Below are 12,932 nucleotides of genomic sequence, written 5' to 3' on the forward strand. Positions count from 1 at the left end.
GTTCTTTGCCCGGTGAAATTGACACAGCTGCATTAGTCTTATGGGCATGACTTCTCGCCTTGGTATTGACGATGTCCGCCCGCTTATCTCCGCCGGTTCTGTAGCCTCCAAAGCCGTTGTAGGCGAGGTAATTCCTGTCACCGCCCTCGTCTGGCGCGAGGGCCACGATGCGGTCTCGGCAACCCTGTCTGCGTGGGCGGCACGGACCACGGCTACCTCCTCGGTCACCATGCAGGTTGATCCCGATGACCAGGATCGCGTGCACGGCGTATTTACCCCGGGCACCCAAGGCACCTGGTACTTCCGCGTCGACGCCTGGTCCGATCCCATCGCCACGTGGAAGAACGCCGTAACCAAGAAGATGGCGGCCGGGCAATCCGCGGCCGAGCTGGCCAATGACCTGCAGCATGGCGCGGAGTTATTTTCTCGCGCGGCTCTGCAAACCCCGTCGGATGTGGTGGAACCGCTCTTTGCGGCCGCTCGGGACTTGGAGGATGAGTCCTTGGACGTCGATAAGCGCGTGCAGGTAGCGCTCTCGGAGGAGGTAGCAGGCATCCTGCACTCGCATCCCCTGCGCGACCTGCTGGTGGAGGGCGCAATCCACGAGGTATATGTGGAGCGCCCGGCCGCACTATATAACTCGTGGTACGAGCTCTTTCCTCGCTCCACGGGAGGCTGGGATGAAGAGGGAAATCCAGTCCACGGCACTTTTGCTACCACTGCCAAGGCACTGGAGCGGGTGGCCGATATGGGCTTCGATACGGTGTACTTTCCGCCCATCCATCCCATCGGCAAGGTGCACCGAAAGGGAAAGAATAACTCCGTCGTTGCCGAGCCCGGCGATGTGGGAAGCCCCTGGGCCATCCAGGACCACTCCACCACCCATCCGGACCTGGGCACCATGGAGGATTTTAAGAAACTGGTCTCCCGCGCCCAGGAACTCGGGCTGGAAGTAGCACTCGATTTTGCTCTTCAAGCATCGCCCGACCATCCGTGGGCGAAGAGCCACCCAGAATTTTTCACCGTTCTTCCAGATGGCACCATCGCCTACGCCGAGAACCCGCCAAAGAAGTATCAGGATATTTATCCGCTTAATTTCGATAACGCTCCTGATGCCATCTACCACGAAATCTATGAAACCTTGATGATTTGGGTCGAAGCCGGAGTGAGTACGTTCCGCGTGGATAACCCGCACACCAAGCCGGCAAACTTTTGGGACTGGCTAATTACCCGCGTGCATGCCACCCATCCGGACGTCATCTTCTTGGCCGAGGCCTTTACCCGCGCCCCTCGCCTCTTCGGTCTAGCGAAGGCGGGGTTTTCCCAGTCCTATACCTACTTCACCTGGCAGACCTCTAAACAAGAGCTCACCCAGTTTGGCCAGATGCACGTCGACCAAGCAGATATCTGCCGCCCCAACCTTTTTGTTAATACCCCGGATATCCTGCACGAGTCCCTGCAGACCGGTGGTCGTGCCATGTTCGCAATTCGCGCTGTCCTAGCCGCGACCATGTCACCGCTGTGGGGCGTGTACTCCGGCTTTGAACTCTACGAGCACACCCCGGTAGCCCCAGGTTCTGAGGAATATCTCGACTCTGAGAAGTACGAACTGCGCCCGCGCGATTTTGCAGCGGCGGCTGCCTCGGGAGATTCCCTTGAGTCCTATATCCGGCTGCTCAACCAGATCCGCCGCGATAATCCCGCGCTGCAGCAACTGCGCACCCTGCGGTTCCATGACACCGACAATGAAGCCATCATTGCCTATTCGAAGGCGGATCCAGCCTCCGGCAATGTAGTCCTCGTTGTGGTCAACCTGGATCCGCGCAATGCACAGGAAGCAACCGTCACGGTAGATATGCAGGCTATCGGCCGCCATCCCGGCGAGTCCTATACCGTCCAAGACACGATTACCGGCTCTGCCTATCACTGGTCCGAGCGCAACTTTGTGCGCCTAGAGCCGCTTCGCGACGTCGCCCATGTCTTCGTCCTTCCCCCTGCCGACCACGCCCTCCAGGAACAGCTCACCTGGCGGGTAGTTAGCGACTATCGCCCGTAAATTTTCGCCCACCGGACCGCACTCGAACTAGGTACTCTGATTGTATGACTATCCCGGCCGCTGATCTCGCTCGCCTCAATGACTGCCGCCACCATGACCCGCACGGTTTCTACGGCTGGCACGAAGGTACCGTCCGCACCCGCCAACCAGGCGCTTGCGAGGTGCAGCTTCACACTCCCACGCAAACCGTGTCCATGGAATTGGTCGGCGATGACATCTGGGAGGCGGAAATCGGCGATAACTGCGATTACCGCCTAGAGATCACCTACCCCGAGGCCCCTACCCGCACCGTGGCCGATGGATACCACTTCCTTCCCACCGTCGGCTCGCTAGATCTGCACCTGATTGGGGAAGGCCGCCACGAGCGCCTCTGGGATGTCCTCGGCGCCAACCTGCGTTCTTATGACACCGAGATGGGTACCGTGTCCGGCGTCTCCTTTGCCGTGTGGGCTCCTAATGCCCAGGGCGTTGCCGTAGTAGGCGATTTCTGTGGCTGGAACCCCACCCAGTATCCGATGCGTTCACTCGGCTCTACCGGCGTATGGGAGGTCTTTGTTCCCGGTATCGGTGCTGGCGAGCACTATAAGTTCGCCATCTTTAGCCACGAGGGCCGCAAGGACAAGGCCGATCCCCTAGCCAAGCGCACCGCCTGCCCGCCGGAGACGGACTCCATCGTGGATTCCACCAGCTTCGCCTGGTCCGATTCCGCCTGGATGGACAAGCGCACCGGCAACCTCGATGTGCCCATGAGCATCTATGAGGTGCACGTCGGCTCGTGGAAGGTTGGGGCCAACTACAACCGCTTGCGCGAGGAGCTCATCCCGTACCTTAAGGAACACGGTTTCACCCACGTCGAGCTCTTGCCCGTGGCCGAGCATCCCTTCGGCGGCTCTTGGGGCTACCAGGTCTCCGGCTACTACTCGCCTTCCGCGCGTTGGGGCTCGCCGGATGAATTCCGAGAGCTAGTCAATGCCCTGCACGAAAACGGCATCGGCGTCATCGTGGACTGGGTGCCGGCACACTTCCCCAAGGACGATTGGGCCCTCGGCCGCTTTGACGGCCAGGCTCTCTATGAGCATCCCGATCCCCGCCGCGGCGAGCAGGCCGATTGGGGCACCCATGTCTTTGACTTCGGCCGCAATGAGGTACGCAATTTCCTCGTGGCCAACGCCCTATACTGGGCCGAAGAATTCCACATCGACGGCCTGCGCGTAGACGCCGTGGCTTCCATGCTCTACCTGGACTATTCCCGCGATGAGTGGCTGCCCAACCAATATGGCGGCCGCGAGAACCTAGAGGCCGTGCAATTCCTGCAGGAAACCAACGCCACCCTCAACCGCACGCATCCAGGCGTGCTCACCATCGCTGAGGAATCCACTTCCTGGCCGGGCGTTACCGCCCCTACCTCTGAAAACGGCCTAGGCTTTTCCCTGAAGTGGAATATGGGCTGGATGAATGACACCTTGGAGTACTTCAAGCACGACCCCATTCACCGTTCCTATCACCACGGCGAGCTCACCTTCTCCATGGTCTATGCCTACTCCGAGCGCTACGTACTGCCGTTTAGCCACGACGAAGTTGTGCACGGCAAGGGCTCGCTGTGGGAGCGCATGCCTGGCGACGACTGGAATAAGGCCGCCGGACTGCGCGCCCTCTATGGCTACATGTTCTCCCACCCCGGCAAGAACCTGCTCTTCATGGGCCAGGAATTTGGCCAGACTACCGAGTGGGCCGAGGGGCATTCCGTGGACTGGAGCAACCTCGACGGTTGGGGTAGCGAATGGCACCAGGGCATCAAGCGCCTCGTACGAGATATCAACCTCGTCTACCGCGATACCCCAGCACTGTGGAGCCGGGATTTCAGCCAAGACGGCTTCCAATGGGTCAAGGCGGATGACTCGACCAATAACGTTCTGGGCTACGTCCGCTACGGCGCAGACGGCTCTGCTCTACTCGCCGTGTGCAACCTTTCTGGTTCGTCCATTCCCAACTATGGCCTTTGGGTTCCACACGACGGCGAGTGGCGGATGGTGCTCAACACCGACGACGCCGTCTATGAAGGCGCCGGGAACCCACTTCCCCAGCGCATCCGCGTGGAGAACAACTCCACGACCCTGCATCTGCCGGCCAATTCCGTGCAGTGGTATGTGTTGGAAGGCTAATTCGCTACCGGAGCGCGCGCACGAACTCCGCCACACGGGCATCGATGTCATCGCGCAGCGCGTCCATGCGCTCTTCCCCTTCCAATCCGCGTAGCGATGGATCCTCAATGTCCCATCTCTGCGCTGGACCATCATAATCCGCATCGCCTACCACCACCACGTGGTCAACAGTTGCGGCAATCTGGGGATCCACGAGAGTGGGCGTACCCGACATCTCTACTCCCACCTTCGCCAGGGAAGCTTTCGCCTCTTTGTTGATTCCCTGCTTGACGTGCTCATCGGTAGTTTGCACGCCAGCAGAGTAAATATCCCAATCTGGTGCATGCTTGAGGGCGAGCGCCGCTGCCATTTGCGACTTGCCTCGGTTGGTATTGCAAAGAAAAAGCACTGAAGTCATGCTTTCCCATGCTACCCAAGCTAGTACAGGGCGCTCGCCAGCTTGGTGCGCGCCTCCAGGACGCGTGGGTCATTGCCCTCAAAGAGCCCAAAGAGCTCCAGCAGGCGCTCGCGTACGCGGGACTTCTCATCGCCGGCCGTTGTCTTCATCGTCTCGATGAGGCGATCAAAGGCCTTTTCTGGGGCTCCGGCTACCACCTCGGCGTCGGCAGCCCGCATTTGCTTATCGACGTCCCCCTTATCCCCCTCCGCGGCCGCAATCGGATCCTCGGTTTGGTTGGCGGGGTCGAGGCGCTTGAGCAAGACCGTGGTGTCACGCGCCTGCTTGATCTGCACATTATCGGGCTCAGATTCCAAGATGGAGTTGTAGACGTTGAGAGCGCCATCAAAGTCGCCGGCGTTCAAGAAGCTTTCTGCTTCCTGGAGCCGCGGATCCTCTTCTTCCTCCTGTGGCTGTTCCGATGCCTCATTGCCTTGCAAGCCCTTCAGCTGTGGACCAACATTCTGCACCAAGGTATCGACCCATTGCTTTAGGGCTTCTTTGGGTTGCGCGCCCTCAAAATTGGTCAGCGGCTGTCCAGCACCCAAGGCCACGACTGTCGGCAGATTCTTAACGCCAAAGGCCTGCGCAACCTGCGGAGTAGCATCCGCATCCACGTAAGCAACCAAGAAGCTCAAGTTTCCTTGCGCGGCCAAATCCGCAAGGTCAGTCTTCAACTGCTCCGACTGGGTAGAGCGAGCAGTACCGATGAGGACCACGACCGGAACTTCCGTAGACCGGCGAACCACATCTTGGTCGAAGTTGGCCTCGGTTACCGCGAAGAAGGGTTGGATGCCGCCCGCATTTGCCTGCGGCGACTCCTGTGCCTTTTGCCGGGCCTCGGCTCGCGCCTTGACTTGGCTGAGGTCGAGCGCTCCTCCTACATAAGCATTATTTGGTGAAGTCATCTAGTCCTCCTTTGCAAGGCGGCGATTAACCGCATCTACCTTATCCGTTAGCTGGTTAGTTACGCCCTCGCGAATATCGGCCTTAACCACCAAAGAAGTGCGCGGGGAAACCGCACGCACTGCATCGGTGGCCTTCTTAATCGTGTCAAAGACCTCGTCCCATTCGCCTTCGAGCAAGGTGAACATGGCATTGGTCTCGTTGGGCAGGCCGGATTCGCGGACCACGCGCACGGCCTCGGACACAGCATCGGCCATTTCTTGGGAGTCATTATTGACCACCGCAGGGGCTACAGAAAATGCAACAATCATGCCCGCTAGTCTACCTACGCTCCCAGCAGTGGCGGTGCCAGTGCCGGCGATCGTCGCCCTGGCGGCCCACCTCCCGCGGCCAGGCAACGATGTGTGCCACCCCGGGTGGGATGTTCTGGTTACACCCCGGGCACACGTAATACTTCTGGGCCCGAGCAGAACCGATATGCCGCATGACATAGGGTTCGCCGTGCGTCCAGCTTGGCCCCTCGACCGTTTGCGAGCCGAGGAAAGTTGAGCCGTCCTTAGGCAGGGATCGGATCTCTACGGGTTTGCGCCTATTTCGCCGTGGCATTAGAACAGCCGCAATTCATTCGACTCGAGCCCACGCAGCTCTTGGTAATCCAGTACGACGCACCGAATCCCGCGGTCCTCAGCCAAGGTACGTGCCTGCGGCTTGATTTCCTGGGCCGCGAATACACCGGACACAGGGGCGAGAAGCTCATCGCGGTTAAGCAGCTCCAGATACCGCGTCAGCTGCTCTACGCCATCGATGCCACCCCGGCGCTTTACCTCAATCGCCACATTATCGTTGTTCTCATCCTTCGCCATAATGTCTACGGGGCCGATGGCGGTGGGATATTCGCGGCGCACCAGGGTGTAGCGCTCGCCCAAGGTATCGATCTGATCTGCCAAGAGCTCTTGTAGGTGAGCCTCGACGCCATCCTTGACTAAGCCTGGATCCTCGCCCATGTCATAGGAGATTTCTTCATGAATCTCAGCAATGGTGATGCGCAACTGTTCGCCCTTAGGGTTTTCCACCAGCCACAAGACCTCGCCCGTATCTTCACCGTCGAGGTCCTCAATCGCGGACTCCTTCAGGGTGCACGGGGGTGTCATCCAGTTGAGCGGCTTATAAGCGCGGTCGTCGGCATGCACGGACACGGAACCGTCCGCTTTGACGATGAGCAGGCGGTCTGCCATCGGCAGGTGGGCATCCAAGCGGCCCACGTAATCTACTGAGCATCGGGCGATTACTAAACGCATGCTCTCTACCCTAGCGGGTGGGCCTATCGCTTGGATTGACGGGTAGCGCGCTCGCGCAATTGCCGGAAGTCAAAGCGCTGCTGGCGCTTGGATGGAGCGGCCTCGACCCACGCCCCGAAGGCCATGATGCCGTGGGCGTCGGAAGCCAGCTCATATTCTTTTCCCTTAACCCGAAAGCGAACGACCTCGGTGGCAGCGGACATAAAAGAAGCCTCGTCATCATCAAGCGGGCGGGTGCTCACTACTTCGATGTCGAGGCGGTTGATGCGCAGATCGCAGCGCGGAGAAACAGAACGGAGCTTGAAATACTCCACAAACTCTCCTTCATAACGCAACGAACCATGGCGCCAGGAAAGGGAATTCTTAGCCGGAACTCGGCGCAGGAGGACTGAAGTACCGCGCGATCGCACGGTGAAAAAGCGAAGCGCAGCCAGAAAAATAACTAGCAGCAGGGCCACTCCAAGGGCCCACAGAAGCACTGCAACCACCGTTGAATTCATGGGCCTTTTCACGCCATCCTCGCTCTGTGGAGAAACTGATTCTTTGGATTGTAGCGCCTTGAAGGGCCTACACGCCAATAAGAAAAGGCAAAGAAAAAACGAAGAAGGCGCACCGGCTATAAACCGATGCGCCTTAAGAGAGCAGGAAGGGCGGCTATTGCTGCCCTCTCCTACCAATCCAAGGTATTAAGCCTTGGCGCGGCGAACTGCACGCTGTGCGGCCTCGCCACGGGACTTGGTGAGCTCGTGCTCAGAAGCGAAATGCTTCTGAGCCTTCTCCTCATCCACCTCATTGGACCAGATGGCCCAATCAGCGAGGACGGTGATCTTGTCCTGGGTAACGGAGAGGAAACCACCCTGCACGGCGGCGACGCGGCGCTCGCCGTCCACTGGGTGGATGGTCACCACGCCATTATCGATCAGCTGACCGATCATTGGCTCGTGACCGGGAAGCACGCCGATCTCACCCTCGGTGGTCTCAGCCGTGACCATGGAGGCCTGTCCAGACCACAGCAGGCGCTCGACGGAAACCAATTCGGCGGTGATGTCAGCCATGTGCCTCTCCCTACTTCTCGTTCAACTTCTTGTATGCAGCCTCGACGTCGTCCAAGCCACCCAAGCCGTTGAAGGCCTGCTCTGGGTAGTGGTCAAACTCGCCATCGCAGATGCGCTCGAAGGCATCGATGGTCTCAGACAGCGGCACGTAGGAGCCCGGCAGGCCGGTGAACTTCTGTGCGACGAAGAAGTTCTGGCCCAAGAAGCGCTCGATACGGCGGGCACGCTGAACGGTGACCTTGTCCTCCTCGGACAGCTCGTCCATACCAAGGATGGCGATGATGTCCTGGAGTTCCTTGTTCTTCTGCAGAATACCGATGACGCGCTGTGCAACCTCGTAGTGCTTCTCGCCAACGATACCCGGCTCGAGGATACGAGAGGTAGAGGTCAGCGGGTTCACTGCTGGGTAAATACCCTTGGAAGCAATAGCACGGTCCAGCTCGGTGGTGGCGTCCAGGTGAGCGAACGTCGTTGCCGGAGCCGGGTCGGTGTAGTCATCGGCAGGAACGTAAACGGCCTGCAGGGACGTAATGGAACGGCCCTTGGTCGAGGTAATGCGCTCCTGCAGAACACCCATCTCATCAGCCAGGGTTGGCTGGTAGCCCACGGCGGAAGGCATACGACCCAGCAGGGTCGAAACCTCAGAGCCGGCCTGGGTGAAGCGGAAGATGTTGTCGATGAACAGCAGCACGTCCTGGTTCTGCACATCGCGGAAGTACTCCGCCATGGTCAGGCCGGACAGAGCCACGCGCATACGGACTCCTGGCGGCTCATCCATCTGGCCGAAGACAAGTGCGGTATCTTGCAGCACGCCCATCTCTTCCATCTCCAGGAAGAGGTCGGTGCCCTCACGGGTACGCTCGCCGACGCCGGCGAAGACGGAGGTACCGGAGAACTCACGGGCGATACGGGTAATCATCTCCTGAATGAGAACGGTCTTACCCACACCTGCGCCGCCGAAGAGGCCAATCTTGCCGCCCTTAACGTACGGGGTCAGCAGGTCAATGACCTTAATGCCGGTCTCCAGAATCTCGGTCTTACCCTCGAGCTGGTCGAACGCTGGCGGTTCGCGGTGGATGCCCCACTGCTCACCATCGCGGCCGAGACCCGGCTCGTCGAGGCAGTCACCGAGGGCGTTGAAGACGTGGCCCTTGACGACGTCGCCGACCGGCACGGAAATTGGCTTTCCGGAGTCGATGACCTCGGCACCGCGGACGAGGCCGTCGGTCGGTGCCATGGACACGGTACGGACAAGGTTGTCACCGAGGTGCTGAGCGACCTCGAGGGTGACGGTCTTTGCAACAGCTTCGAGCTTAATGTCGACGTGCAGTGCGTTGTACAGGGCCGGCAGTGCCTCACGTGGGAATTCCACGTCCACAACCGGACCGATGACGCGCACGACACGACCGGCGACTGCCGAAGACTGTGCATTCTGCTCTTGCAGAGCTGTAGTCATAATCTAGTCACTTTCTGCGCTGTCAGATAGCGCGCCAGCGCCACCGACGATCTCTGAAATTTCCTGGGTAATCTGTGCCTGACGGGCCTGGTTAGCCACGCGAGAGAGGTCCTCGACCATCTCGGTTGCGTTGTCAGTAGCAGACTTCATAGCTGTACGGCGTGCAGCGGACTCGGAAGCGGAAGCCTCCAAGAACATAGCAAACAGGATACGCGAGACGTACTGCGGAAGCAGGGCTTCCATGAGCGTATCTGCGTCTGGCTCGAACTCGAATCCTGCGGCAACGTCGTCCGCAGACTCGGAGTCAGACAGAGCGGAGTCACCGAGGTGGTACTCCTCATCCTGAATAACCGGCTGAACTGGCAACAGCTGCTGAGCACGCGCGGTCTGGGTCAGCATGGACTCAAACTCGGTGTAGACAACGTGTACCTGGTCAAAGCCACGTACACCGGCGCCCTCACCCTGCGCATGCAGGCCGTCGCGGCCCTTGGTAGTGCCATGGGAACCAGCAATAAAGCCATCAATCAAGTGACGGCGCACATCGTGGGTGGTCTCCCAGGTTGGATCCTGAGAGAAACCGCCCCAGCTGCCAACTACCTCGTCCTCGCGGAACTTGTAGTGGCCGATGCCCTTATTACCAGTAACGTAGCGAACTACCTCGTAGCCCTTGCTTTCCAGGAGAGCTTGCAGCTGTGCAGCCTTCTTGAAGACGTTGTTGTTATAGCCACCGCACATACCGCGGTCAGAAGTGACCACGAGAATGGCGGCGACGTTTCCGTCTTCACGCTCACGCAGCATGTCATGCTCCAACGTAGAAGCCGTAGCCAGCTTGTTCATCATGCTGGTCATCTCAGCCGCGTACGGCTGAGAGGCCTCTACCCTAGCCTGCGCCTTGGTAATGCGCGAGGTAGCAATGAGCTCCTGGGCCTTGGTGATCTTCTTAGTCGAATTAACGGACCGGATGCGGTCACGTAGTTCGCGAAGATTAGCCATCGTTTCTCCTCCCTTCTTTAATCTAGACGGTTAGTTGTGAGTTCTGAACTCTACTTAGCCGTCTTACGGGAGACGTTGAGCTCGGTGTTCTTTACGTCGCTTTCATCCAAAGGCTCTACCGGCGCCTCGGAGCCCAGGTTGTGGCCCTCGGAGGTGCGGAAGGTCGGCTGGAAGTCCTTAGCTGCCGCAACCAATGCGTCCTTGGACTCATCGGTCAACGGCTTGCCGCCGGAAATCTGCTCAAAGACCTCTGGGGTATTGGCATTGAGGTACTCGTGCACCTCGTCCTCGAAGCGGCGGACGTCTTCAACGGGAACGACGTCGAAGATGCCAGCCTCGGCGAGGTAGATGGACACCATCTGGTACTCCACCGGCTGCGGGGAGGACTCGGACTGCTTCAACAGCTCGACCAGACGGGAACCGCGCTCCAGCTGAGCCTTGGAAGCAGCATCCAGGTCAGATGCGAATGCCGCGAAGGCCTGCAGGTCACGGTAGGAAGCCAGGTCCAGACGCAGGTTACCGGCGACCTTCTTCATGCCCTTGGTCTGTGCAGCGCCACCGACACGGGAGACGGAAACACCGACGTTAATAGCCGGGCGAACGCCCTGGTTGAACAGGTCGGACTCCAAGAAGACCTGGCCGTCAGTAATGGAAATGACGTTGGTCGGAATGAAGGCGCCGACGTCGTTTGCCTTGGTCTCGATGATCGGCAGGGCGGTCATGGAGCCAGCACCCATGTCGTCGGAAAGCTTTGCAGCACGCTCCAGCAGGCGGGAGTGCAGGTAGAACACATCGCCTGGGTATGCCTCGCGTCCCGGCGGACGGCGCAGCAGCAAGGAAATGGCACGGTAGGCCTCAGCCTGCTTGGTCAGGTCATCGTAGATAACCAGGACGTGGTTGCCCTGGTACATCCAGTGCTGACCCAGCGCTGCACCGGAGAACGGTGCCAGCCACTTGAAGCCGGCGGAATCGGAAGCCGGTGCAGCCACGATGGTGGTGTAATCCAGTGCGCCGTGCTCCTCAAGGGTGCGGCGCACGCCGGCGATGGTCGAGCCCTTCTGGCCGATAGCGACGTAGATGCAGCGTACCTGCTTATCCTTGTCGCCGGACTCCCAGTTAGCCTTCTGGTTCAAAATGGTATCGATGCAGACCGCGGTCTTACCGGTCTTACGGTCACCGATGACCAGCTGACGCTGGCCGCGGCCGATCGGGGTCATTGCGTCGATAGCCTTGATGCCGGTCTGCATTGGCTCTTCAACCGGCTGGCGCTGCAGCACGGACGGTGCCTGCAGCTCGAGGACGCGCTCCTCTTCAGCGTTGATTGGGCCCATGCCGTCAATCGGCTGACCCAATGGGTTAATTACGCGGCCGAGGAATTCCTCGCCCACTGGGATGGAGAGAACCTCGCCGGTCCTCTTAACCTCGTCGCCCTCCTTGAGGGACTCGAAGTTACCCAGGACCACGACACCGATGGAGTTGGTGTCGAGGTTCTGTGCGACGCCAATAACGCCGCCTGGGAACTCGAGCAGCTCATTCGCCATAACGGATGGCAGGCCAGAAACCTGCGCAATACCGTCAGCTGCCGAAATGACCACGCCGACCTCCTCACGGGAGGCCTCCGCGGAGTAGCTCGAGGTGTAGTTCGCAATCGCACTACGGATCTCGTCGGAGGAGATCGTCAGCTCCGCCATGTTCTTCCTGCTCTCGGTAGTATCTTCCAGCACTTACTTAAATCGTTTCTGTCGTTTCGGCTACGCCATCTGGGCACGCAGGCGGGCAATCTTGCCTGCCGTGGAGCCATCAATGACTTCATCGCCGACGCGGATGCGCATGCCACCGAGGAGGCTGGTGTCAACCTCAGAGTGAATGGACATCGCACGACCATAAATTTTGCCCAGCTTCTCAGCGAGTACTGCTTGCTGGCCTTCGTTTAGTTCACCCGCTGCGGTAACGCGCGCAATGGTGCGGTCCTGCAGGTCAGCTGCAGTATCGGCCAGTGCGGCTACGTCATCGATCGGGTTCTGCTCTGGGCGGGAGATGGCCTGAAGCACGAGTGCCTCAGTAAACATCGTGACCTTGCCGTAGAGCACGTTTGCCAGCAATCCGCGCTTGCGGGCGGAATCAGCAGTTCGGTCGGAAAGCAGCTGGGTGAGCTCGCCCTCACGGTCAAGGATCTGGGACAGGCGGAAGAGCTCGTCTTCTACCTGGCCCAGCTGACCCTGCGCCTCAGCACCGCGCAGCAGTGCGCGGCGGCCCAGGGACACCAAGCCCTTGACAAAGTCCTTCGGGGTGGACCACTGTGCGGCCGCAGCTTCCTGGATGATGCGCAATGCGCCACCGGAAATCTTGGAGCCGAACAGGGTCTCTGCCAGGGACTTACGTGCCTCGCTCGGGGCGGCGATATCGGTGAATGCGACGCGCAATTCGCGGTCTGCATCCAAGACATCGACAACCTCGAAGATATCCAGGCCCGCCTGCGCGGCGGTGGCGACATTGTTATCGCCTGCCAGGATCTCATCCAAGCGGGTTTGCGAGGTTGCGAGTGCTTCGCGGCTAGCTGCCTTCATAGT

General features: G+C 59.6%; 13 protein-coding genes. 2 read left to right on the plus strand and 11 right to left on the minus strand.

Annotated elements, in window-relative coordinates; translation table 11 throughout:
* The first annotated feature begins 46 nt into the window (after positions 1–46).
* Together I6J28_RS09185 and glgB are read left to right on the plus strand one after the other, a co-directional pair.
* Positions 47–2,056 (plus strand): maltotransferase domain-containing protein, encoded by a 2,010-nt coding sequence (locus tag I6J28_RS09185; protein ID WP_204609391.1) that lies wholly within the window; start codon positions 47–49, stop codon positions 2,054–2,056.
* A gap of 44 nt (positions 2,057–2,100) precedes the next feature.
* Positions 2,101–4,218 carry a 1,4-alpha-glucan branching protein GlgB gene (glgB, locus tag I6J28_RS09190; protein ID WP_204609393.1) on the plus strand — a complete coding sequence of 706 codons (2,118 nt, stop codon included), beginning with the start codon at positions 2,101–2,103 and terminating at the stop codon, positions 4,216–4,218.
* A 4-nt stretch (positions 4,219–4,222) separates the two neighbouring features.
* On the opposite strand, the gene I6J28_RS09195 is transcribed toward glgB, so the two are convergent.
* From I6J28_RS09195 to I6J28_RS09240, 11 genes are all read right to left on the minus strand, one after another.
* Positions 4,223–4,615 (minus strand): low molecular weight phosphatase family protein, encoded by a 393-nt coding sequence (locus tag I6J28_RS09195; RefSeq protein WP_204609395.1) that lies wholly within the window; start codon positions 4,613–4,615, stop codon positions 4,223–4,225.
* A gap of 20 nt (positions 4,616–4,635) precedes the next feature.
* On the minus strand, positions 4,636–5,562 hold the full coding sequence (locus I6J28_RS09200) for a tetratricopeptide repeat protein (protein ID WP_204609398.1): 927 nt from the start codon (positions 5,560–5,562) through the stop codon (positions 4,636–4,638).
* Positions 5,563–5,871, minus strand: a complete 309-nt coding sequence (locus I6J28_RS09205; protein ID WP_005323373.1) for a thiamine-binding protein — start codon at positions 5,869–5,871, stop codon at positions 5,563–5,565. It abuts the gene before it with no gap.
* A gap of 10 nt (positions 5,872–5,881) precedes the next feature.
* On the minus strand, positions 5,882–6,166 hold the full coding sequence (locus tag I6J28_RS11775; protein ID WP_239454590.1) for a hypothetical protein: 285 nt from the start codon (positions 6,164–6,166) through the stop codon (positions 5,882–5,884).
* The gene (gene nucS / locus I6J28_RS09210) at positions 6,166–6,858 is read right to left on the minus strand and encodes an endonuclease NucS (RefSeq protein WP_204609400.1); all 693 of its coding nucleotides are present in this window, start codon (positions 6,856–6,858) and stop codon (positions 6,166–6,168) included. The genes I6J28_RS11775 and nucS overlap by 1 nt, the downstream gene beginning before the upstream one ends.
* Positions 6,859–6,881: 23 nt before the next feature.
* A complete protein-coding gene (locus I6J28_RS09215) occupies positions 6,882–7,358 on the minus strand; it encodes a DUF2550 domain-containing protein (protein ID WP_204609403.1) in 477 nt (158 codons plus the stop codon).
* A gap of 186 nt (positions 7,359–7,544) precedes the next feature.
* Positions 7,545–7,913, minus strand: coding sequence for a F0F1 ATP synthase subunit epsilon (locus tag I6J28_RS09220; RefSeq protein WP_204609406.1), 369 nt, complete (start codon positions 7,911–7,913; stop codon positions 7,545–7,547).
* 10 nt (positions 7,914–7,923) lie between these two features.
* Positions 7,924–9,369 carry a F0F1 ATP synthase subunit beta gene (gene atpD / locus I6J28_RS09225; protein WP_049361377.1) on the minus strand — a complete coding sequence of 482 codons (1,446 nt, stop codon included), beginning with the start codon at positions 9,367–9,369 and terminating at the stop codon, positions 7,924–7,926.
* A gap of 3 nt (positions 9,370–9,372) precedes the next feature.
* Positions 9,373–10,362, minus strand: a complete 990-nt coding sequence (locus I6J28_RS09230) for a F0F1 ATP synthase subunit gamma (protein ID WP_204609408.1) — start codon at positions 10,360–10,362, stop codon at positions 9,373–9,375.
* 50 nt (positions 10,363–10,412) lie between these two features.
* Entirely contained in the window at positions 10,413–12,053 is a 1,641-nt protein-coding gene (atpA, locus tag I6J28_RS09235; RefSeq protein ID WP_023021750.1) for a F0F1 ATP synthase subunit alpha, read from the minus strand.
* 60 nt (positions 12,054–12,113) lie between these two features.
* Entirely contained in the window at positions 12,114–12,929 is an 816-nt protein-coding gene (locus tag I6J28_RS09240; protein ID WP_204609411.1) for a F0F1 ATP synthase subunit delta, read from the minus strand.
* Positions 12,930–12,932 lie beyond the last annotated feature (3 nt).

The sequence above is a fragment of the Corynebacterium tuberculostearicum genome, assembly GCF_016894265.1.
In the GTDB taxonomy this organism is placed as follows: Bacteria; Actinomycetota; Actinomycetes; order Mycobacteriales; family Mycobacteriaceae; genus Corynebacterium; species Corynebacterium tuberculostearicum_D.